16 protein-coding genes are annotated in these 23,028 nt (G+C 72.9%); 13 read left to right on the top strand and 3 right to left on the bottom strand.

Annotated elements, in window-relative coordinates:
• Positions 1-90 precede the first annotated feature (90 nt).
• From FR742_RS07580 to FR742_RS07555, 6 genes are all read left to right on the top strand, one after another.
• On the top strand, positions 91-1,521 hold the full coding sequence (locus FR742_RS07580) for an NAD(P)/FAD-dependent oxidoreductase (RefSeq protein ID WP_148030278.1): 1,431 nt from the start codon (positions 91-93) through the stop codon (positions 1,519-1,521).
• An 80-nt stretch (positions 1,522-1,601) separates the two neighbouring features.
• Positions 1,602-2,624, top strand: a complete 1,023-nt coding sequence (locus tag FR742_RS07575) for a dipeptidase (protein ID WP_148030277.1) — start codon at positions 1,602-1,604, stop codon at positions 2,622-2,624.
• A gap of 9 nt (positions 2,625-2,633) precedes the next feature.
• Positions 2,634-3,365, top strand: coding sequence for a GNAT family N-acetyltransferase (locus FR742_RS07570; RefSeq protein ID WP_148030276.1), 732 nt, complete (start codon positions 2,634-2,636; stop codon positions 3,363-3,365).
• A gap of 48 nt (positions 3,366-3,413) precedes the next feature.
• A complete protein-coding gene (locus tag FR742_RS07565) occupies positions 3,414-4,847 on the top strand; it encodes an Nramp family divalent metal transporter (protein WP_148030275.1) in 1,434 nt (477 codons plus the stop codon).
• A gap of 50 nt (positions 4,848-4,897) precedes the next feature.
• Complete coding sequence (locus FR742_RS07560; protein ID WP_148030274.1) at positions 4,898-5,860, top strand: YafY family protein; 963 nt, start codon at positions 4,898-4,900, stop codon at positions 5,858-5,860.
• 35 nt (positions 5,861-5,895) lie between these two features.
• Positions 5,896-7,014, top strand: a complete 1,119-nt coding sequence (locus FR742_RS07555; protein WP_148030273.1) for a C45 family autoproteolytic acyltransferase/hydolase — start codon at positions 5,896-5,898, stop codon at positions 7,012-7,014.
• On the opposite strand, the gene FR742_RS07550 is transcribed toward FR742_RS07555, so the two are convergent.
• From FR742_RS07550 to FR742_RS07540, 3 genes are read right to left on the bottom strand one after another with little or no spacing between them, the layout of a single operon-like run.
• Positions 6,986-8,473, bottom strand: a complete 1,488-nt coding sequence (locus FR742_RS07550) for an AMP-binding protein (protein ID WP_148030272.1) — start codon at positions 8,471-8,473, stop codon at positions 6,986-6,988. The genes FR742_RS07555 and FR742_RS07550 overlap by 29 nt on opposite strands.
• Positions 8,473-9,489: an acyl-CoA dehydrogenase family protein gene (locus tag FR742_RS07545; RefSeq protein ID WP_148030271.1), complete on the bottom strand. Its 1,017-nt coding sequence runs from the start codon at positions 9,487-9,489 to the stop codon at positions 8,473-8,475. The genes FR742_RS07550 and FR742_RS07545 overlap by 1 nt, the downstream gene beginning before the upstream one ends.
• Positions 9,486-10,652 carry an acyl-CoA dehydrogenase family protein gene (locus tag FR742_RS07540; RefSeq protein WP_148030270.1) on the bottom strand — a complete coding sequence of 389 codons (1,167 nt, stop codon included), beginning with the start codon at positions 10,650-10,652 and terminating at the stop codon, positions 9,486-9,488. Before FR742_RS07540 ends, FR742_RS07545 begins: the two co-directional genes overlap by 4 nt.
• Positions 10,653-10,809: 157 nt before the next feature.
• Here FR742_RS07540 and FR742_RS07535 point away from each other — a divergent pair, with 157 nt between their 5' ends.
• The 7 genes from FR742_RS07535 (at position 10,810) to FR742_RS07505 (ending at position 23,006) form a co-directional block, all read left to right on the top strand.
• Complete coding sequence (locus tag FR742_RS07535) at positions 10,810-12,153, top strand: cell wall metabolism sensor histidine kinase WalK (RefSeq protein WP_261808397.1); 1,344 nt, start codon at positions 10,810-10,812, stop codon at positions 12,151-12,153.
• A 47-nt stretch (positions 12,154-12,200) separates the two neighbouring features.
• Entirely contained in the window at positions 12,201-12,764 is a 564-nt protein-coding gene (locus FR742_RS07530; RefSeq protein ID WP_261808396.1) for a TetR/AcrR family transcriptional regulator, read from the top strand.
• A 65-nt stretch (positions 12,765-12,829) separates the two neighbouring features.
• Positions 12,830-15,388, top strand: coding sequence for a CocE/NonD family hydrolase (locus FR742_RS07525; RefSeq protein WP_148030268.1), 2,559 nt, complete (start codon positions 12,830-12,832; stop codon positions 15,386-15,388).
• Positions 15,385-16,230: an ABC transporter permease gene (locus FR742_RS07520; RefSeq protein WP_148030267.1), complete on the top strand. Its 846-nt coding sequence runs from the start codon at positions 15,385-15,387 to the stop codon at positions 16,228-16,230. Before FR742_RS07525 ends, FR742_RS07520 begins: the two co-directional genes overlap by 4 nt.
• Positions 16,231-16,243: 13 nt before the next feature.
• On the top strand, positions 16,244-19,465 hold the full coding sequence (locus FR742_RS07515) for a BTAD domain-containing putative transcriptional regulator (RefSeq protein ID WP_148030266.1): 3,222 nt from the start codon (positions 16,244-16,246) through the stop codon (positions 19,463-19,465).
• Between the two features lie 57 nt (positions 19,466-19,522).
• Positions 19,523-20,665 (top strand): FAD-dependent monooxygenase, encoded by a 1,143-nt coding sequence (locus FR742_RS07510; RefSeq protein WP_148030265.1) that lies wholly within the window; start codon positions 19,523-19,525, stop codon positions 20,663-20,665.
• 214 nt (positions 20,666-20,879) lie between these two features.
• Positions 20,880-23,006: an AAA family ATPase gene (locus FR742_RS07505; protein ID WP_261808395.1), complete on the top strand. Its 2,127-nt coding sequence runs from the start codon at positions 20,880-20,882 to the stop codon at positions 23,004-23,006.
• Positions 23,007-23,028 lie beyond the last annotated feature (22 nt).

Below are 23,028 nucleotides of genomic sequence, written 5' to 3'. Positions count from 1 at the left end.
GTCGGTCATGGCGGCGAGTCCGGGCGAGGGGTGGGCACTGAACCTGGTTCGGCGTAATGTAAGTGGATCCTGACTCGGTGGAGGGGTGGCATGACACCTAGGGTCGCGATCATCGGCGCGGGCTTCGGCGGACTATGCATGGCGATCCGGCTCGAACGCGCCGGGATCCGCTCGTACACGATCTTCGAGAAGGCGGGCGGGCTGGGCGGCACGTGGCGGGACAACAGCTACCCCGGCGCGGGCTGCGACATCCCGTCGCATCTGTATTCGTACTCGTTCGAAAAGTACGCGAGCTGGACCCGGAGATATCCGGAACAGCCGGAAATCTTGGGCTATTTAGAACACTGCGCCGACAAATACGACGTCAGGCGAAAAATCAGGTTCAGCACCGAGGTCACCGACGCCACCTTCGACGGCTCACGGTGGCAGCTCACCGCCTCGGGCACCACCGAGGCCTTCGACGTCCTGGTCATGGCGGTCGGCCAGCTCAACCGCCCCCGCCTGCCCGACATCCCCGGCATGGACGACTTCGCCGGCACGTCCTTCCACTCCTCCCGCTGGGACCACTCGCAGGATCTCACCGGCCGCAGGGTCGCGGTGATCGGCAGCGGCTCGTCGGCGGCCCAGCTCATCCCGCCCGTCGCCCGGCAGGCGGAGCGCCTGGAGGTGTTCCAGCGCACCCCGAACTGGGTGATCCCCAAGCCCGACGCCACCTTCAACGCCGCGGCCAGGCTGGTGTTCCGGTTCGTGCCCGGCCTGCAGCGCGCCTACCGCGAGTACATCTACCGGTACGCGGAAGCCACGCTCTACCCGGCGCTGGCCCGCGGCTGGAGCGAGGACCTGCTGCGCAGGCGCGCCCTGAACCACCTGCGCGACCAGGTGAAGGACCCGGAGCTGCGGGCCAGGCTCACCCCCGACTACCCGCCGGGCTGCAAGCGGGTGGTCATCGACAGCCGCTTCTACCCGGCCCTGACCAGGCCCAACGTGGACGTGGTGACCGACAAGATCGTGCGCATCACGGAGAAGGGCGTGCAGACGACCGAGTCGGTGCACGAGGCCGACACGATCGTGTACGCGACCGGATTCCGCAGCACCGAGTTCCTCGCCCCGATGCGGGTCACGGGCCGCGACGGCGTGGACCTCGCCACCCGGTGGGCCGGCGGCGCGGAGGCCTACCTGGGCATCGCGGCGCCGGGCTTCCCGAACATGTTCCTGCTGTACGGGCCCAACACCAACCTCGGGCACAACTCGATCATCTACATGATCGAATGCCAGGTGGACCACATCATGAACTGCCTGCCGCACCTGTCGGACGGCCGCCGGCTGGAGGTGCGGCCGGAGGTCATGGACGCCTGGCGCCGGCGGCTGGACGAGGCGATGGCGCGCATGGTGTGGGGCGACGGCTGCCGGAGCTGGTACAAGACCGCCGACGGCCGGGTCACCAACAACTGGCCGGGCACCACGATGCTCTACCGCAGGCTGACCGCCAAGCCCCCGCGCGCCGCCTACAGGGAGGTTTGAATCCGCCGACCAAGAAGGGGGCCGGAGCTCGTGCGGACCGACATGGCGGCGGCGCGGGCCCGCGCGGTAGCGTCCGGCTCATGACGTCTTCCCTGCACCGTCGCTCCGTCGTCGCCGACACCCACAACGACCTGCTGATGGCGGTCTCGGCCAGGCCGCCCGAGCGCTGGGCGGCGTTCTTCCGCGAGCGCTGGCTGCCCCAGCTCAAGGAGGGCGGGGTGCGGCTGCAGGTGCTGCCGGTCTTCATCGACGACCCGTACCGTCCCGAGGGCGCGCTGCGGCGGACGCTGCGCATGATCGAGTGCGCGCACGTGATCGCCGAGGGGAACGCGGGCGACGTGCGGCTCTGCACGGACGCGGCGGGCGTCGACGCGGCGCTGGACGACGGGCTGATCGCCCTGGTGCTGGCCATGGAGAGCATGCCGGGGCTGGACGCCAGCGTCGAGCTGATCCCCACCCTGCACCGGCTGGGCGTGCGGATCGCCTCGATCGCCCACTGGGGCCGCACCCCGCTGGCCGACGGCAGCGGCGAGGACGCCACCGGCAGCGGGCTGACCTCGCACGGCGTGGCCGCGCTGCGCGAGATGGAACGGCTCGGCATGATCTTCGACGTGTCCCACCTGGGCGCGTCGGGCGTGGCGCACGTGCTGGAGCTGGCCACCCGGCCGGTCATGGCGACACACTCCTCCGCGCGGGCGCTGCGCGACCACCACCGCAACCTCACCGACGAGCAGCTGCGCGGGGTGGCCGCCACCGGCGGGGTGATCTGCGTGAACTTCTTCGCCGGGTTCCTCACCGAGCACGAGCACGAGGCGACGCTCGACCACCTGCTCGACCACATCGAGCACGTCGCGGGCGTGGCCGGGATCGACCACGTCGGCCTGGGCCCGGACTTCATCCGCGAGGTGATGGCCGACGTGATGCCGCCGTGCGAGGAGGTGAGCTACGGCGTCGACGTGCTGGCCGCCGTCCCCGGCCTGGAGGGCCCGTCGGGGCTGCCCATGGTGACCGAGGGCCTGCTCGGGCGCGGCCTGCCGGAGAAGGACGTGCAGAAGATCATCGGCGGCAACGTGCACCGCTTCCTCACCGGCACGCTCGGGTAGACCCACCAGGTGGAGATACACGAGCTGCGCCGGTTGGAGGAGTTCCACGCGGCGTACCGGCTCTTCGACGACATCTGGCACCCGGACCCGCGCAACGCGCCCGTCCCGGTCGAGCTGATGATCGCCTTCGCGCACGCGGGCGGCTACGTCGCGGGCGCCTTCGAGGGCGGCCGGCTCGTGGGCGCGTCCGTCGGGTTCCTGGCGGCGGACCGGGCCCTGCACTCGCACGTGACCGGCGCGCTGCCGGGGCGGGGCGCCGGGTCCGCGCTCAAGCTGCACCAGCGGGAGTGGTGCCTGCGGCGCGGGCTGGAGCGGATCACCTGGACGTTCGACCCGCTGGTCCGCAGGAACGCCTGGTTCAACCTGGTCAAGCTGGGGGCCAGGCCGGAGGCGTACCTGGAGCGGTTCTACGGGGTGATGGCCGACGAGATCAACGAGGGCGACGAGTCCGACCGGCTGCTGGCCGTGTGGCGGCTGGACCGGCCGCCGGGCACGGCGGTGGAGGCCCGCTACCCCGCCGTGCTCGCCGACGCGGGCGGGCGGCCGCTGGTCAAGCCGGCCGAGGGGCGCACGGTGCTGGTGGCGACGCCGCCCGACATCGAGACGCTGCGCGGGCAGGACCCCGGCGCGGCCCGGGAGTGGCGGCTGGCGACCCGCGAGACGCTGGGCGGGCTCATGGCCGCGGGCGCGCGCGTAACCGGTTTCACCCGTCACGGAGAATATGTCGTGGAGCGGAATTAACCGGGTAGTTCCACTTCCGTTACGGATGCCTGTCATAAGGAGATCCGCATGACGGAGTTCACCCCCACGGTCCCCTCCCGCGTCCTGCCGCCCGTCACCGTCCGCGACCTTCCCCCGCCGCCCCGGTCGGCGTGGCCCATCATCGGCCCCGGCCTGGTCGGCGCGGGCGTCGGACTCGCCTCGGGCGAGTTCATCCTGTGGCCGTACATCGCCTCCCAGGTCGGTCTCATCTTCGTCTGGGGCGCGCTGATCGGCATCATCACGCAGTGGTTCATCAACATGGAGATCGAGCGCTACACGCTGGCCACCGGCGAGACCGCGCTCACCGGGTTCAGCCGGTTATGGCGCCACTGGGGCCTGGTCTTCGTCCTCATGACGCTCTGCTCGAACCTCTGGCCCGGCTGGGTCACCACCTCGGCCACCATGGTCACCTACCTGACCGGCACCGGTGAGGGCAGCGTGCGGTGGATCGCCATCGGCATGCTCGTCGTCATCGCGCTCGGGCTGACGCTGGCGCCGGTGATCTACACGGTGCTGGAGCGGGTGATCTTCATCAAGATCGCCCTGGTGCTCACGCTGATCGTCGTGGCGATCGTGTTCGCGATCAACGCCGACGCCTGGGCGGGCCTCGGCCGCGGCCTGACGGTCGACGCGAGCTTCCCCGTACCGCCGCTGGAGTTCGCGCTGCTCATGGGCGCCATCGCGTACGCGGGCGCGGGCGGCGGGCAGAACCTGTGCCAGAGCAACTGGATCCGCGACAAGGGCTTCGGGATGGGTCTGTACGTGCCGCGCCTGGTCAGCCCGGTGACCGGGCAGGAGGAGGCGGCGCCGTCGACCGGCTTCCAGTTCGCGCCCACCAAGGAGAACCTCGCCCGCTGGCGGCAGTGGTGGCGGGTGGCCAACATCGAGCAGGCGTCCACGTTCGCGCTGGTGTCGTTCGTGACGATCGCGCTGATGTCGATGCTGGCGTACTCCACCGTGTTCGGGCGGCCGGGGCTGGAGAACAGCATCGACTTCCTCGGCGTCGAGGGGCAGGTGCTGCAGCAGACGGTCGCGCCGTGGTTCGGCGTCCTGTTCTGGGTGATCGGCGCGCTGGCGCTGTTCGCCTCGGCGATGGGGATCGTGGACTACACCTCGCGGCTGGTCGCCGACACGATCAAGACCGTGTATCTCCGGGGGAAGCAGGTCACGGAGAACCGGGTCTACTTCGCCGTGGTGTGGGCGCTGGCGCTGACCGGCATCGTGATCCTGCTGCTTGGCTTCGACCAGCCGCTGGTGCTGCTGGTGCTGTCGGCGAGCTTCGCCGCGGTGATGATGTTCGTGTACTCGATCCTGCTCATCTGGCTCAACCGGAAGGCGCTGCCGGCGCCGATCAGGATCCGCTCGTACCGGCTGGGGGCGATGGTGTGGTCGATCGCGTTCTTCGGGACGCTGACCGTGCTCACGCTGATCCAGCAGGCGCAGCGGATGTTCGGCGGCTGACCGCTGAACGAGGAACCGCGCTTTCCGCGATAGGGGGCAGACTGGCGGGCATGCTGGAGACCTCCGCCCGCCTGCTCAAGCTGCTCTCTCTGCTCCAGGCGCACCGGGAGTGGACCGGCCCCGAGCTGTCGGCGCGGCTCGGGGTCACCACCAGGACGATACGCAACGACGTCGAGCGGCTGCGCAGCCTCGGCTATCCGGTGCACGCCACGCCGGGCGTGGCCGGCGGCTACCGCCTCGGCGCTGGGGCGGCGCTGCCGCCGCTGCTGCTGGACGACGAGGAGGCGGTGGCCGTCGCCGTCGGGCTCGGCCGGGCCGCCGGGGGCGGCGTGGAGGGCATCGAGGAGTCGTCGGTGCGCGCGCTGGCCAAGCTGGAGCAGGTGCTGCCGTCCCGGCTGCGGGCGCGGGTGGGCGCGCTGAACGCGTACACGGTGCAGATCCCCGGCGAGGCCCCGTCGGTGCCGCCCGCGCTGCTGACCACGATCGCCAACGCCGCCCGCGACCGGGAGCGGCTGCGCTTCGACTACACCGGGCACGACGGGTCGGCGACCGTCCGCGACGTGGAACCGTACCGGCTGGTGCACCGGCGCGGCCGCTGGTATCTGGTGGGCTACGACGTGACCCGGCAGGACTGGCGGACGTTCCGGGTCGACCGTCTCAGGCCGCGCGTCCCGTCGGGCCCCCGGTTCACCACGCGGGAGCTGCCGGAGGACGGCGACGTGGCCGCGTACGTGGAGCGCGGCGTGAACACGGCCATGTGGCGTCACCGCGGCACCGTGCTGCTGCACGCCCCGGCCGAGCGGGTGCGGGAGCTGGGGCTCGGCGACCGGATGGAGATCGAGCCGGCCGGGCCGGACACCTGCGTCCTCAAGCTGGGCAGCGACGACCTCGACGGCATGGCCGTCTGGATCGGCTTCCTGGGCCTGGACTTCGAGGTGCTGGACCCGCCCGAGCTGGCGGAGGCCGTGCGGCGGCTGGCGGAGCGTTACGGGCGGGCGGTCAGCGAGCGGTAAGGGCCCGGTCAGCGGCGGGCGGCAGCCTCGGCGGCATGAACATCACCCAAGTCGCGGGCGGCAGGGACGACTTCCAGCTCGTCCGCCACATGACCGTGGAGGGCGGCCAGACCGAGATCGGCCGCCGCCTCACCGAGGAGGCGCTGCGGCTCGGCTGGCGGCCGCAGCCGTCGCACCCCACCGTGAACCGGGCCAGGCGGGCTTGGTTCGAGCGGCACTGGCCGCAGCAGCACGCCCGGATGGACGGCGCGGCCGAGGCGCTCGGCCTGGACCCGGACCAGGACGAGCTGGCCCTCGACGGGCTCGGGTACGTCCCGGCGGGCTCCGCCTGCTCGGCCCTGTGGGTGCCGCCGTCGGCGTCGGCGGACGGGCACGGCAGGATCGGCCGCAACTACGACTTCTTCACGCTGACCACCAGTGAGGTCATGGGCGGTGACCCGGCGCCGGGCGAGCCGCCGATGGCGTCGCGCCCGTACGTGATCACCACGGTCCCGGACGACGGCCTGGCCTCCACCGTGATCACGATGTCCGACCTGGACGGGTGCATGGACGGGATCAACGAGGCGGGGCTGGCGGTGACGCTGCTCATCGCCGACATCGACCAGGCGTCCCCGCCGGAGAACGTCTCCCCCCAGGTGGGGCTGAGCAGCGTGCAGCTGCCCCGGTTCCTGGTGGAGACCTGCGAGACCGCCGAGCAGGCCAAGCAGGCGCTGCTCTGCGCCAAGCAGTACGACCACGGCACGCCGCTGCACTACCTGGTGGCCGACGCGCACGGCGGGGCGTTCGTGTGGGAGCGCGGCAGGGACGGCTCGGAGCACGTCGTGGAGTTCGGCGGCGGGCCGCTGTGCGTCACCAACCACCTGCTGCACCGCAATCCGGACCCGATGGCGCTGCCCGCCGACACCGAGAACACGCTCGGCACGTACGGGCGGCTGCGCGCGCTGTACGAGCGCAGCAAGGGCGTCACGCTGTCGGGCCGCGACCTGCGTGACAGCCTGGAGGCGGTGCGGCAGCCCGAGTTCGGGCCGTTCCGCACGCTCTGGAGCACCGTCTTCGACACCGCCGAGCGGACCCTGTCGACCTCCTTCTATCTGGGTGCGGAGCGTTACACCGAGGAGCTGGTGTTCAGCCCGCGTCGAGGTACTCCTGCCTGACCTTGGACCGCGACAGCTTGCCCGTCGGGGTGCGGGGCAGCCGCTCCCGGTACTCGATCACCCTCGGGTGCTTGAACCTGGCGATGCGCGGGCCGCAGTGGGCGAGCAGCTCCGCGGTCAGCTCCGCGCCGGCGGCGACGCCCTCGGCCGGCTCGACGAGGGCGACCACCTTGTGGCCCCACTCCTCGTCGGGCACCCCGATGACGGCGACGTCGGCGACCGAGGGGTGTTCCAGCAGCGCGGCCTCGATCTCGGCGGGGTAGATGTTGACCCCGCCGGAGATGATGAGGTCGGTGCGCCGGTCGCACAGGAACAGGAAGCCGTCCTCGTCCAGGTAGCCGATGTCGCCGGGGGCGTACCACTCGCCGCGCATGCTGGCCGCGGTCTTGGCCGGGTCCTTGCGGTATTCGAACTTGCCGAGGCTGGACTTGACGTAGACGAGGCCGGGCTCTCCCGGGGGCAGCTCGGTCCCGTCCTCGGCGAGGATCCTGGCTTCGAAGGTGGGCGCGGGCCGCCCGACGGTGCCGGGCCTGGCCAGCCAGTCGTGCGGCTTGACGGAGAAGGCGATGGTGGACTCGGTGGAGCCGTAGTACTCGTAGAGCACCGGCCCCCACCAGTCCATGATCCCTTGCTTGACGGCGACCGGGCAGGCGGCGGCGGTGTGGATGACCTGCTGGAGGCTGGAGAGGTCGTGGCGCCGCCTGACCTCGGCGGGCAGTTGCAGCATCCGGTGGAACATGGTCGGCACCATCATCGCGTTCGTCACCCGGTGGCGCTCGATCAGCTCCAGCACGGTCTCCGGCTCGAACCGGGGCGCGATCACCACGGTGTGGCCGAAGTGCAGCGCGAACTGGGTGTGGGCGCACGGCGATGAGTGGTACATGGGCGAGGTCACCAGGTGGATCCCGTCGCCCGGCTTCAGGTCGACGACCTCGCCCAGGAACCAGGTGTACATCGGCACGATCGCCTCGGGCTCGGCGCCGGGCAGCGGCCGCTGCACCCCCTTGGGGCGGCCGGTGGTGCCGGAGGTGTACCACATGACGGCCCCGGCGGTGCGGTCGCCGGGCGCGGTGGCGGGCTGCCCGTCCGCGAGCCCGGCGGTGCCGATCTCGGCGCCGGGGACCGCGTACTCCTGGCTGGTGACGACGAGCTTGGCCTCGGAGTCCTTGACGATGTAGTCGATCTCGGGCGCGGCGAGGTGCCAGTTGATCGGCACGTAGTACAGGCCGATCTGGCCGGTGGCCATGAGCATGATGACCTGGTCGAGCCCGTTGGGCAGCACGCCGGCCACCACGTCCCCGGTGCCGAGGCCGCGCCCGCGCAACCCGTGGGACACCTGGTTGACCAGCGCGTGCAGCTCGCCGTACGTGGTGCGCGAGCCGTCGGTGTCGATGACGGCGACCCGGTCGGGGTCGGCCTGGGCGATGGCGTAGAAGCCGGGCGACTGGCTGATGTCCATCACAGCTCCAGCAGGTCGGCGATCCTGGCACGGTGGATGCGGGGCGGGCCGAGCAGCACCTCGTCGGTCTTGGCCCGCTTGAAGTAGAGGTGGGCGTCGTGTTCCCAGGTGTAGCCGATACCGCCGTGCAGCAGCAGGCTGTCGCGGGCCACCTCGAAGCAGGCGCGGCCCACGTACGCCTGGGCGAGCGCGGCGGCGCCCGGCAGCTCGTCCGGGGCCTCGTCGGCGGCCCAGGCGGCGTAGCGGACGATCGACTCGGCCTGCTCCAGCTTGCCGTGCATGTCGGCGAGCTTGTGCTTGACGCCCTGGTACGAGCCGATGTAGCGGCCGAACGCGACCCGGATCTTGGCGTAGCCGACGATGGCGTCGAGCGCGGCCCGCAGCACGCCCAGTTGCTCGGCGGCGAGCGCCACGGCGAGCCGGTCGGCGATCCCGTCGGCGGGCTCGCCGAGCGTCCGGGCGGGCGCGCCGTCCAGGACGACCCGGGCCTGGCCGCGGGTGATGTCGAGGGTTTCCAGCGGGGTCCTGGTGACGCCCTCGGCGGTGAGGTCGACGGCGTGCAGCGCGGATCCGGCGGTCACGAGCAGCACGTCCGCCTCCATGCCGGACAGCACCTGCGGGAGCGTGCCGCTGAGGCGGCCCGTGTCGTCGGCCGTGACGTCCGCTCCCGGCAGGGCGAGGGTGGCGGCGACGCGGCCCTCGGCGATGCCGGACAGCAGCTCCTTGTCGGGCGCCCGGGTCAGCGCGACCGCGGCGAACACGGTGGCCAGGAAGGGCCCGGGGAGCAGCACCGCCCCGGTCTCCTCCAGCGCGACCGCCAGCTCGGCGAAGCCCGCGCCCGCTCCCCCGTACTCCTCGGGGACGATCAGCCCCGACAGGCCGAGCTCGCCGTTGAGCCGCGCGTACACCTCGGGGTCGTGGCCCTGGCGGGCCTTGGCCGGCGGCGAGGCGGCGGCGAGGAAGTCGCGGACGGCGGCGCGCAGCTCGCGCTGCTCCTGGCTGGGTACGAGTTTCACGCCTGCGTCCCCACCTTCAGGTCCTTGAACGGCACGGTCTTGTCCACCCGGGGTTCGGGCGGCAGGTTGAGCACCCGGTCGCCGACGATGTTGCGCATGATCTCGTTGGTGCCGCCGCCGAGCGCCAGCCCCGGCGCGGTGGCGAGCACGGTGCCGAGCGGGTGGCCGCCGACGACCGACTCGGGCCCGGCCAGCCGGGTGGCGAGGTCGGCCTGGTAGAGGGTCAGCTCGGCCAGCAGCAGCTTCGCGGCGCTGCCGCGGGCGCCGGGGAACACCCCCGCCTCGGTCTCCTGGGCGAGCCGCTGGTTGAACAGGGCCAGGGCGCGCGAGCGGATGTGCAGCTCGACGAGCTCGTCGCGGACCAGCGGGTCGCTCGTGTCGACGGTGCGGCGCAGCGCCTCCAGCGAGGCGGGGTTGTCCTTCTGGCCGCCCATGCCGACCCCGGCGGAGATCGACAGCCGCTCGTGCAGCAGTGTCGTGACGGCGACGCTCCAGCCGTCGTCGACGTCGCCGACCCGGTGCTCGTCGGGGATGTGCACGTCGTCGAAGAAGATCTCGTTGAAGTTGGACCGGCCGCTCATGTCCTTCAGCGGCCTGACGGTGACGCCGGGGTGGTGCATGTCGACCACGAACATGGTCAGGCCCTTGTGCTTGGGCACGTCCACGTTCGTCCGGGCGAGCAGCAGCCCCCAGTCGGCGTGCTGGGCGACCGACGTCCACACCTTCTGGCCGTTGACGATCCAGTCGTCGCCGTCGCGCTCGGCCCTGGTCTGCAGGCTGGCCACGTCACTGCCGGCCCCGGGCTCGGAGAAGAGCTGGCACCAGATCTCCTCGCCGCGCAGCAGCGGCCGGACGAACCGCTCGCGCTGGGCGTCGGTGCCCCGGTCGACCAGCGTCGGGCCGGTCATGCCCAGGCCGATGGAGAACACGTAGACGGGCAGGGTGAAGTCGCGGGCCGCGGCGGCGAACGCGCGCTCCTCCTGCTGGGTCAGGCCCTGGCCTCCCCACCGCTCCGGCCAGGTGATGCCGGAGTATCCGGCGTCGTAGAGCCGGGCCATGAAGTCCTTGGCCTGGGCGATCGGATCACCGTCCGCGCGCCCTTCCGACGGGACGTTCCGCTCCAGCCAGTCCCTGGCGGCGCGCTGGTAGTCCGCTGGGTTCACATCGACTCCCTCGCATCAGTGCTCACTTACTCTAGCCACGCCTTCGCGGACCGTACAGAGCAATGATCTGGTGGAGATTTGCACCATTTGTCGCCGAATCTCCGCTAAGTGGAATTAGAGTGACTCTATGTGATGACATGACCACGGAGGGGAGTAGGTGGTCACACGGTTCATAGGGTCCATGCGCGGGCGGCTGACGCTGATCGCCACCGCGTACATGGCCGTGCTGTGCGCCGCGGCGGGCGGCTACCTGCAGTACGCGCTCTACCAGACGGCCGCCGACCACCAGCGCGACGCGCTGGAGCGCAGGGCCATGCGGGTGGTCGAGCTGATCCAGCACGGGGAGGCCCCGAAGCGGCTCGCGTCCGACCATCGGATCGACATCCAGGTGGTCGACGAGACGGGCAGAGTGCTCCTCTCCAACTCCGACATCGCCGGGAAGCCGCGGATGAGCACGCTGGTGCCGCCGGAGCGCGCCGTCAGCAGCACCGAGGAACAGTGTGACCTGCCCCTCTACCCCGGCCAGTGCAACTGGGTCGTCGCCTACCGCTTCGCCGGGCCGACGGGCGGCGACTGGGTGGTCTACACGACCGAGAAGGCCGTTCCCTGGTACGTCGCGCCGCGGGTGCCGCTCGCCCTGACCGCGATCTTCTTCGCGCCGGTGGCGCTGACCGCGATCGGCGCGTGGCGGGTGGTCACCAAGACGCTGAAGCCGGTGGACCGCATCCGCGCCCGCCTCGCCACGATCACCGCCACCGATGTCGGCATGCGGGTGCCGGTGCCCCGCCACGACGACGAGATCCGGGCGCTGGCCATCACCGCGAACCACACGCTGGAGCGGCTGGAGTCCGCGGCCGAGCGGCAGCGCAGGTTCGCCTCCGACGCCTCCCACGACCTGCGCAGCCCGATCACCGCGATGCGCACCCGGGTGGAGGAGGCGCTGCTGTATCCCGAGGAGGCCGACTGGCCGAGAACCGGCCGCGAACTGCTCGACAGCCTGGACCGGCTGCAGGCCATCGTGACCGACCTGCTCATGCTGGCCAAGCTGGACGCGGGCGCGCCGGGCGAGCGGGAGCCGCTGGACCTGTCCGAGGTGGCCCGGGCCGAGGCGGCCAGGAAGCGCGGCAAGCGGGTGATCACCACCCTGCAGCCGGGCGTGCTGGTGACCGGCGACCGGCTGAGGCTCAGCCGCCTGATCACCAATTTGGTCGACAACGCCGAGCGGCACGCGGAGTCCACGATCATCATCACCGTCCGGAAGGACGGCGAGGCCACGCTGGAGGTGCTCGACGACGGCGCCGGCATCGCGCCAGAGGATCGCGAGGTCGTCTTCGAGCGGTTCGCCCGCCTGGACGCCTCCCGCAACCGCGACGTCGGCGGCACCGGGCTCGGCCTGCCCATCGCCCGCGAGATCGCCCACGAGCACGGCGGAAGGCTCACGATCGAAGAGTCCGACCGCGGTGCCCGCTTCGTCCTACGATTGCCTCTGCGGGGTGATTAGAGTTACGGCCTGTGACTCCAGGTTTTGGCCGGTTACGGCGTGATGACTTGTTGAAGGCGTCCTGCGAGGTGATCGCCGCGCAGGGGTTCGGGCACACCAGGACCATCGACATCGCCAGAGCAGCCGGCGTCAGCCAGGCGCTGCTCTTCTACCACTTCGAGACCAAGGACCGGCTGTTCGCCGAGGCTTTCGCGTACGCCGCACGACGCCATATGGAGTCGCTCGCCGCCGTCGAGCACTCCCCGAAGCCGCCGCTCGACCGGCTGCGGGCGCTGCTCAGGCTCTCCTCCCCCACCGCCTCCCCCGAGGGGTGGCGGCTGTGGATCGACGCCTGGGCGGAGTCGATGCGCAACAAGGACCTGCAGCGCACCTCCCGCAGGCTGGACGTACAGAGCAGGCAGGTGATGCAGAGCATCATCGAGGCGGGGGTGGCCGCCGGGGACTTCACCTGTCCCGACCCGGAGGGCGCCACCTGGAGGATCTTCGCGCTCGGCGACGGTCTGGCCATACAGATGAACGTGCACGGGCGCGTGCTGCCCCGGCGCCGCGTCACCGAGCTGGTCAAGACCGCCGCCGCCAGGGAGCTGGGCCTGTCCGCCGACGACCTGTGAGGGGCTCAGGGGCGGTGTGCGGGCCGTCTCAGAGTTTTCTCAGGTCGGGAAAGTAGGCTCCCCGCATGAAACGTACGGCCGCGCTGGTCGCGGTGCTCGCTCTGCTCGGGGTGACGGTGTGGCTGGTGTGGCCGTCCGTGCCCGAGGTGCGCGGACAGGCCCAGCGCATCACCGCCGTGGACGGGCCGTCCGACGACCAGCGGGTCGAGCTCGACGTCACCTTCTTCCCGCCGCCGGAAGGCGGCAGGGCGCCCGCCGTGCTGCTCGCGCACGGCTTCGGCGGCAGCAAGCGGAGCGTCCGCGCGGAGGCGACGGAGCTGGCCCGGCAGGGCTACGCGGTGCTGACCTGGTCGGCGCGCGGCTTCGGCGGCTCGACCGGCGAGATCGCGCTGAACTCGCCGGACTACGAGGTCAAGGACGTCAAGCAGCTCATCGACTGGCTGGCCGGGCGTCCCGAGGTGCTGCTCGACGCGGCGGGCGACCCGCGCGTGGGCATCACCGGCGCCTCCTACGGCGGCGCCATCGCGCTGCTGACCGCGGCCCACGATCCCCGCGTGGACGCGATCGTCCCCCAGATCACCTGGTCCGACCTGGGCGACGCGCTCTTCCCCGACGCCGCGGGCGGCGGGCCCGCCAACGGCGTGTTCAAGCGCATGTGGGCCGGCATCTTCTTCGGCCAGGGCGGCGCGGTCCAGGGCGGCGCCGCCGAGGGGCTGGAGGCGCTCACCCGCCAGCCGCAGCCGATGACCGCCGAGCAGGCGCGGTGCGGACGCTTCCTGCCCTCGATCTGCGAGATCTACCAGGACGTCGCCACGACCGGCAAGGCCACCCCGGAGGCCGTCGAGCTGCTCAAGGCCTCCAGCCCGGTCCACGTGGCGGGCCGCGTCAAGGCGCCGACGCTGCTCATCCAGGGCCAGCGCGACTCGCTGTTCCCGCTCGGCCACGCCGACGCGAACGCCAGGGCCATCGCCGCCGCAGGCACCCCCGTCTCCCTGGCCTGGTACGACGGCGGCCATGACGGCGGCGACGGCGAGGCCGACTGGCTGCGTGAGCAGACGCTGGCCTGGTTCGGCCGCTACCTGAAGGGCGACGACACCGCCGCGGTGAGCGCCTTCACCATCACCCGCGACGGCGGCCGCGACCCCGGCACCCGCCAGCGCATCCGCCTGCACCCCGAGGCCGACGCCTACCCCGGACTCGGCGGCACCGACGTCACCGCCGTCACGCTGAGCGGGCCGGAGCAGCACGTCGCCAACCCGCCGGGCGGCTCACCCGCCGCCGTCTCCACCGTGCCCGGCGTGAGCGGCCTGCTCGGCGGCGGAGGCCAGGGCACCACCGGTCTGTCGATCGACATGCCCGGCCAGAGCGCCGCCTTCGAGTCGGCCGCGCTCACCGCGCCGCTCCAGCTCACCGGCAGCCCTTCGGTCAAGGTCAGGGTCCACGGCAGCGGCGAGGTGACGCTGTTCGCCAAGCTCTTCGACGTGCCGGACTCGTTCCAGCCGCCGGCGCTGCCCGCCGGGCTGGTCGCGCCGTTCCGGGTGACGATCCCCGAGGGCGCCGGCAGCGCGGAGGCCACCGTCACCCTGCCGGCGGTCGACCACCGCTTCGAGAGCGGCCACCGGCTGCGGCTGGTGGTGTCCACGACCGACATGGCCTACGCCACTCCGGCCGAGCCCGCCTCCTACCGGATCGGGCTGGTCTCGCCCGCCCTGTCGGTGCCGACCGTGTCCTCGCTGGCCGCCCCGCCGTCCGGGATCGCCTGGTGGGTGTGGGCGATGCCGCTGGCGGCGATCGCCGTCGCCGCGGTCGTGCTCGCCACCGGCCGCACCGGCGCCCGCCGCGCCGCCGGGCCGCCCGCGACCGAGCGCGTCCCGGCGCCGGACGACGCGCCGCCGCTGGAGATCAGCGGGCTCACCAAGGCCTACCGCAACGGCGAGCTCGCCGTCGACGGCCTGTCGTTCCGCGTCGAGGAGGGCCAGGTGCTGGGCCTGCTCGGCCCCAACGGCGCCGGCAAGACCACCACGATGCGCATGATGATGGGCCTCATCCGCCCCGACGGCGGCGGGGTCCGCATCTTCGGCGAGCCCGTCACCCCGGGCGCGCCGGTGCTGTCCAGGCTCGGCTCGTTCGTCGAAGGGCCGGGCTTCCTGCCCCACCTGTCCGGGCGCGACAACCTGGAGCTCTACTGGGCCGCGACCGGCCGCCCGGCCGCCGACGCCCGCTTCGACGAGGCCCTGGAGATCGCCGGGCTGGGCAAGGCGCTGGAGCGCGCGGTGCGCACCTACTCCCAGGGCATGCGCCAGCGCCTGGCCATCGCCCAGGCCATGCTCGGCCTGCCCGACCTGCTCGTCCTGGACGAGCCCACGAACGGCCTCGACCCGCCCCAGATCAGGGAGATGCGCGAGGTGCTCAAGCGCTACGCGCGCGACGGCCGCACGGTGATCGTCTCCAGCCACCTGCTGGCCGAGGTGGAGCAGACCTGCAGCCACGTGGTGGTGATGCACCGCGGCAAGCTCGTCACCACCGGGCCGGTGTCGGTGCTGCTCAGCACGGCCACCGTGACCAACGGGCACGGCCCGCGCCTGGAAGACGTGTTCCTCGACCTGATCGGAGACAAGGCATGACGGCCGCACCCGGCTACGCGCCGCGGCGTACGCTGCCGCTGCGGGTCGAGATCGTCCGGCAGTTCAAGCGGCGGCGCACGATCGTCGCGTTCGGGCTGCTGCTGGCGCTGCCGTGGATCCTGGTCATCGCCTTCCAGTTCGGGCCGCAGGGCCCCGGCAACGGCCAGGGGCTGCGGATCTCCGACCTGGCGACGGAGAGCGGGCTCAACTTCGCCGCGTTCGCGCTGTCGGCCTCGGCGAGCTTCCTGCTGGTGGTGGCGGTCGCGCTGTTCTGCGGCGACACCGTGGCCAGCGAGGCGAGCTGGTCCTCGCTGCGTTACCTGCTCGCCGCGCCGGTGCCGCGCGACCGGCTGCTGCGGCAGAAGCTCGTCGTGGCGCTCGGCTACTCGGCCGCCGCGGTGATCTGCCTGCCGCTGATGGCCCTGCTGGCGGGCACGCTGGCCTTCGGCTGGGACGACATCCAGGTGCCCGGCACCGGCGAGACCATCCCGGCGCTCGACGTGCTGCCCCGTTTCGGCATCGTGATCGGTTACGCGCTGGTCAGCCAGCTCGTCGTGGCGGCGCTGGCGTTCCTCATCTCCACCGTCACCGACTCGCCGCTGGGCGCGGTGGGCGGCGCGGTGGGGCTCTGGATCGTCTGCACCATCCTGCAGGCGGTGGAGGCGCTGGGGGTGCTACGCGAGTTCCTGCCGACGTTCTGGAACAACGCCTGGATCGACGCCCTGGCCCCCGAGCTCGACTGGAGCGGCATGGCCAAGGGCGCCTCGGTGTCGATCACGTACGCGGCGATCCTCATCGCGATCGCCTTCCGCCGCTTCCGGGTGAAGGACGTCGTCAGCTGAGTAGGGTCGGCCCATGCGGTTCAGGGTGCTCGGGCCGTTGGAGGTACGCCGGGCGGCGGGCGAGCCGGTCTCCGTGCCGGGGCGGCGGCCGCGTGCGCTGCTGGTGATGCTGCTGCTGGGGGCCGGCCGTCCGGTCGCGGTACAGGACCTGATCGACGGGCAGTACGGCGCGGACCCGCCGGCGGGGGCGGCCAACGCGGTGCAGGCCCAGGTGTCGCGGCTGCGGCGGGTGCTGGAGCCGGGGCTCATCGGGTTCACCGGCGCCGGCTACCGGCTCGACGTCGACCCTGACGACGTGGACGTGCACCGCTTCGAGCGGCTGGTCCGCCAGGGACGGCGGGCGGCGGAGGCGGGGGATCCGCCGCTGGCGGCCTCCCTCCTCCGTGAGGGGCTGGCGCTGTGGCGGGAGCCGCCGCTGGCGGACCTGCCGTCGGCGGTGGCCGCCGCGACGCGGCTGGAGGACCTGCGGGTGTCCGCCGCCGAGGACCTCGCGGAGGCCGAACTGGGCCTGCCCGGCGGCCCCTCCGTGGGCGAGCTGCGGCGGCTGGTGGCCGCCCACCCGCTCCGGGAACGCCTGCGCGCTCTCCTCGTACGGGCCCTGGCGGCGCAGGGGCGGCAGGCGGAGGCGCTCGGGGCGTTCGAGGAGGGGCGGCGGCTGCTGGCCGACGAGCTGGGCGTGGACCCGTCCGGCGAGCTGGCCGCCGCCCACCTCGCCGTACTGCGCGGCCCGGAGTCCGCCCCGCCCGCCGGGGGCGGGCTGCCCGCGCGGCTGACGAGCTTCGTGGGGCGGGAACGGGAGCTCCACCGGCTGGCCGCCCTGCGCGGCTCCCGCCTGGTGACGGTCGTCGGGTCCGGCGGCACCGGCAAGACCCGTCTCGCCGTCGAAGCCGCCTCCCGTGACCCCCTGCCCGCCTTCTTCGCGGACCTCTCCACCCTCCCGGCCTTCCCCTCCGCAGGGAGCACGCCTTCGGTGGGTGAGGTGGCGCGGGTGGTCCTGTGGGCGCTCGGGGCGCGGGAGGGCGGGTTGCGCGCGCCGGGCGGCGGGGATCCGGTGCGGCGGCTGGTGGCGGCGCTGGCGGGGAGGCCGGCGCTGCTCGTCCTGGACAACTGCGAGCACGTGGTCGAAGCCGCCGCCGAGCTGGTGCGCGCGCTGCTCGACGAGTGCCCGGACCTGAGGATCCTCGCCACCGGCCGTGAGGCGCTGGGGATCACCGGCGAGGCCCGGCTGGACCTGGCGCCGCTCGGCCTGCCGCCCAGGGAGGACTCGCCCGTGCGGGACGCGCTGCGGTACCCGGCGGTCAGGCTGTTCGCGGAGCGGGCGGCGGCCGTGCGGAGCGGGTTCGCCGTGGACGAGGGCAACGTGGCCGACGTCGTGCGCGTCTGCGCGGCGCTGGACGGGATACCGCTGGCGATCGAGCTGGCAGCGGCCCGGCTGCGCGCCTTCGGGGTGCGGGAGGTGGCGCGGCGGCTGGCGGAGGACGGCCGGTTCCTGGCGCTGGACCGGGGCGAGCGGGGCGCCGTCGGGCGGCACCGGACGCTGCGGGCCGCCGTGGAGTGGAGCTGGTCCCTGCTCACGCCGGACGAGCGGGCGGTGGCCGCGCGGTTCTCGGTGTTCACCGGGGGCGCCGCGCTGGAGGCGGTCCTGGGCGTGTGCGGGCCGGACGCCGCGGACGCGCTCGAAGGGCTGGTGGACAAGTCGCTGGTGCTGTTCGACGGAGACCGCTACCGGATGCTGGAGACCATCCGCGAGTTCTGCGCCGGGCGGCTCGACCGGGCGGGCGAGCGGGAACGGGTGCGGGAGCGGCACGCCGGCTGGTTCGAGGGCATGGCGCGGGAGGCCGACCCGTGGCTGCGGCGCGGGGAGCAGATCGGCCGGCTACGCCTCCTGTCGGCCGACCACGGCAACCTGATGGCGGCGCTCACCTGGGCCGTCCGGCACGACAGGCCGCTGGCCTTGCGGCTGGTGTCGGCGCTGGCGACGTACTGGTGGCTGAGCGGGCGGCAGAGCCAGGCCGCGTCGCCGGCCGCCGCGCTGCTGGACGGCCCGGTCGAAGGGCTGGAGGAGGAGTACGTGCTGTGCGTGGTGCACGCCGCGCCCCTCGCCGGCCGGGAGCACTGGGCGCGGGCCGAAGCGTACATACGGGGGTTCCGGCGGCCGTTGCGCAACCCGTTCACCGCGGCGCTGTGGGGGATGACGGTCGGCCCGTTCGCCTCGGGCGTGCGGCCGGCCGACGATCGGGTGCTGGGGTCCGATCCGTGGAGCATGGCGCTGGGCCGGCTCGGCTGGGCGCTGGTCCGGTGGCTGGACGGGGAGCCCCGGGCGGCGGAGCGGGAGCTGGAGGCGGTACTGGCGCTGTTCCGGCAGGTCGGCGAGCGGTGGGGGACCGCGCAGGCGCTCGACGCCCTGGCCACCATCGCGGGGCGGCGCGGCGAGTGGGCGCGGGCGCGTGAGCTGTGGCGGGAGGCGCTGGAGCTGCTGGACGAGCTGGGCGCCCTGGAAGAGACCGCGGATGTGCTGGCCCACCGCGCCGAGGCCTTCCTGCGCGAAGGAGATCCGGCTCAGGCCCTGGCGGGCTACCGGCGGGCCGAGGAGGCGGCCCGGCGGGCGGGGCGCGAGGTGCCGGTGCCGGTGTCGGCGGGGCTGGCGGAGGTCGCGCTGCTCGAAGGGGACCTGCGGGAGGCCCGCCGCCTCCTGGAGGCGGCGCTCGCGGCGTCGGACGGCGCGGTGTTCGGGGCCCGGCACGCCCGCGTGCGGGTGCTGCTCGGGCTCGCCCGCCTGGCCGAGGCGGGCGACGCCGGGGCCCTCGGCGCGGCCGCCGTCTCCGGCGAGATCCTCGCCGTCGCGCGCGATGTCCCGCTCGGCACGGTCCTGGCCGACGCCGCCGAGGCCCGGGCCGCCGCCGTCCTCGCCGGGACGAGGACCCGCCCATCGGACACGCGCACCGCCGGAGAGTCCGGCGCCGGTGAGGTGGACGCCGGGGAGCCGGTCGCGACGCCTGCGGAGCCCGGCGCCGGTGAGGTGGACGCCGGGTGGCTGGTGGGGGTGTTGCTGGGGGCGGCGGTCGCGCTGCGGGGGGCGCCGGTGACGGGTGATCGGCACGCCGCGCGTACCGCCGCCGGAGGGCGGGCGCTGTCCGGGGCGGAGGCCTTCGCCGAGGCGTACGCGCGAGGGAAGGCGATGAGCAGGCAGGAGGCGCTCGCGCTGCTGGAGGGCGGAGCGCCCGCGAGACGCTGACGACGCTGTCAGCGGACCGGGGGCGGGTTGTCAGCGGCGGGCGGCAGCCTCGGACACATGCGGAAACTCAAGATTCTCGTCTCCGGCGCCGGCATCGCCGGGCCCGCGGTCGCGTACTGGCTGAGCCGGTACGGGTGCGAGGTCACCGTCGTGGAGAAGGCGCCGGGATCGCGGCCCGGCGGGCAGGCCGTGGACTTCAAGGGCGCCGCGCAGCTGGAGGTCCTGGCGCGGATGGGCGTGCTGGAGGAGGTGCGGCGCCGCCAGACCGGCGGGAGTGACCAGGTCATCGTGGACGGCGCGGGCAGGCGGCTGGCGGTCATGCCGGCCGAGTTCACCGGCGGTGAGGTGGAGATCCTGCGCGGCGACCTGGCGGCGCTGCTCCACGAGCGGACCGCCGGCGACTGCGCCTACGTGTTCGGCGACTCGATCGCCGCGCTGGAGGAGGCGGCGGACGGGGTCCGGGTCGCGTTCGAGCGGGGCGCGCCGGGTGTGTTCGACCTCGTGGTGGGCGCGGACGGCATCCACTCGACCGTGCGGGGGCTGGCGTTCGGCCCCGAGGAGCGGTACGTGCGGCACCTGGGCTACTACTACGCCCTGGCCCGGCTGGACGTGGACGGCGCCGGCGAGATGTACAACGAGCCCGGCCGGATGGTGTCGCTGGGCGGGCCGGAGGCGGCGTCGTTCTTCGTCTTCGCCTCAGGGCCGCTCGCCTACGACAGGTTCGACGTGGACGAGCAGCGGCGCGTCCTGGCGGACGCGTACCGGGGCGGTGGCTGGCGGATCCCGGAGGTGCTGCGGGAGATCGCCGCCGTGGACGACGTGTACGTGGACGCGATCAGCCGGACGGAACTCGGCCGTTACGCGCGCGGCCGGGTGGTGCTGCTGGGCGACGCCGCCTACGGCAACACGCTGGGCGGCTTCGGCTCCGGGCTGGCCTTGCTGGGCGCGTACACGCTGGCGGGCGAGCTGGCCGCGGCGGGCGGGGACCACCGGGCCGCGTTCGCGGGGTACGAGGAGGTGATGCGCCCCTACGCGAAGGCCGCCATGAAGGGCAACGCGGGGCCGTTCCTGGCCCCGCCGACGCGGGCGCGCATCGCGCTGCGCAACCAGGTCTTCAAGCGGCGGCTGCTGCTGCGCGGCATGCTGAAGCTGACCGACGCCTTCGCCACCCGCGGCGAGCTCCGGGACTATCCCCAGTGAGGGGGGCGGTTGTCGAGGTAGAAGGCGTCGGGGTCGTCGTCGCGCCAGTCGCCCCAGCCGAGGTCGGTGTCGTCGGAGGTCTGCTCCGGGAGAAAATCCTGCACGGCAATCATGCTACTCGGTGCTACAAACCTCCTCCCGGGCCGGAATCCGGTGCCGGGACACCCCGCGGGAGCGGCGGTACGATGCGAGGGCAGGTTGTCGCCTATCCCCCGTGAGGTCGTTGATGGCCACCCCGACAGGATGGCGGCGAGACGGCAATCTACCGGCGGAGCTGACGAGCTTCGTGGGGCGGACCCGCCTCCTCGCCAACCTCAAGCGACACCTCGGTGAGTCGCGACTGGTCACCGTCACGGGCATCGGCGGAGTCGGCAAGTCCCGCACCGTGCTGCGGCTGGCGCACCAGGTCCGCGGTCTTTACCCCGACGGCGTGTGGTTCGCCGACCTGGCCCGGCTGCAGGACGCGGGCATGGTCCGCCACACGATCGCCTCCGCGCTCGGCATCGCCGACCAGTCCTCGCGCGCCGAGTCCGAGACGCTCTCGGAGTGGGTCGGCGACCGCGACATGCTGCTCATCATCGACACCTGCGAGCACCTCGTGGAGGGCTGCGCCGAGCTGGTGCACGAGCTGCTGGAGGCGGCGCCCAACCTGAAGGTGCTGGCCACCAGCCGCCAGTCGCTCCACCTGCCCTACGAGCAGGTGGTGCCGGTGCCGCCGCTGCAGGTGCCCGACGACGACCCGATGGAGAACCTCTTCACCAACGAGTCGGTGCAGCTGTTCACGGCCCGGGCGGTGGCCGTCCAGCCCGACTTCGTGCTCGACGAGGACAACATCAACGCGGTGGCCGAGCTGTGCCGCCGGCTCGACGGCATCCCGCTCGCGATCGAGCTGGCCGCGGTGCGGCTGCGCGCGCTGTCGGTGGAGCAGATCCTGGGCCTGCTGGCCGACCGGTTCAGCCTGCTGGCCGGGGCCAGCCGCACGGCCCTGCCGCGCCACCAGACGCTGCGGGCGGCCATCGGGTGGAGCCACGAGCTGTGCGAGCCCGCCGAGCGGCTGCTGTGGGCGCGGCTGTCAGTGTTCGCCGGCGACTTCGAGCTCGACGCGGCCCGGTTCGTGTGCTCCGACGAGCGGCTGCCGTCGGAGGACATCACCGACCTGGTGACCGGGCTGGTGGAGAAGTCGATCCTGCTCATCCGCAGCAACCACGCCGGGGTCCGCTACAAGCTGATCGACACGCTGGCGGAGTACGGCGAGGAGTGGCTGGACAAACTCGGCCAGAGCCAGGTCATGCGCCACAAGCATCTGCAGTACTACCTGTCGCTGGCCACCCGCAGCGAGGACGCCTGGTCGGGGCCGCGGCAGATCTACTGGTTCATCCGGATGCGGCAGGAGCACGACAACGTACGGCTCGCGCTGGAGCACGCACTGCGCACCCCCGGCGAGACGCTCATGGCGCTGACCCTGCTGTCGTCGCTCTGGTTCATGTGGGTGTGCTGCGGCTTCGTCCGTGAGGGCCGGCTCTACCTGGAGCGGGCGCTGGAGGCCAACCCCGGCGTGAGCAAGGAGCGCTGCAAGGCGCTGTGGGTGCTGTCGTACGTGCGCAGCGCCCAGGGTGACAGCGTGGGCGCGCTGGAGGCGGCCGAGGCGTGCAGCACCGAGGCGGTCCGGGTGGGCGACTCGCGGGCGGTCATCCTGGCCTCCAAGATGCAGGGCACGGCCGCGCTGCTCCAGGGCGACCTGCAGAAGGCGAGCGCGCTGCTGGGCGTGGCGATCGAGTTCAACACCGACAACAAGGAGCTGAACCCGGGCCTGCTGCCCGCCATCGTCGAGCTGTCGCTGGTGCTGTCGGCCCAGGGCGAGGTCTACGAGGCCGAGTCGCTGCTGCAGGACTGCCTGCAGGTGTGCCGTGAGCGGGGCGAGCTGTGGGTCGGCTCGTACGCGCAGTGGGCGATGTCGCTGACCAAGCTGGCCACCGGCCGTCCCGACGAGGCGCTGCACAGCGCACGCGAGGGGCTACGGGTCAAGCGCCACTTCCACGACACGCTCGGCACCCTCCTGGCGCTGGAGACCACGGCGCGCATCTGCGTGGCGCGCGACCAGGACCGGGTGGCCGCGGTGCTGCTCGGCGCGCTCCATCAGAACTGGAAGACGGCCGGGCTGCCCATGCTGGGCGCCCCGTTCCTCACCACCGACCACGACCAGTGCGTCAAGGAGTGCCAGAAGTCGCTGGGCGAGAAGGCCTACTGGGCGGCGTTCGAGGAGGGCGGCAGGCTGGACCTCGACGAGGCGTCCGCGCTCGCGCTCGGCGACCTGGACGCCCCGGAGGACCCCACCGGCTGAGACGGTGAACGCCGTGCCCGGA

Source organism: Nonomuraea sp. C10, from assembly GCF_008017515.1.
GTDB lineage: Bacteria > Actinomycetota > Actinomycetes > Streptosporangiales > Streptosporangiaceae > Nonomuraea > Nonomuraea ferruginea.
This window is presented reverse-complemented; position numbering and strand designations above follow the sequence as displayed.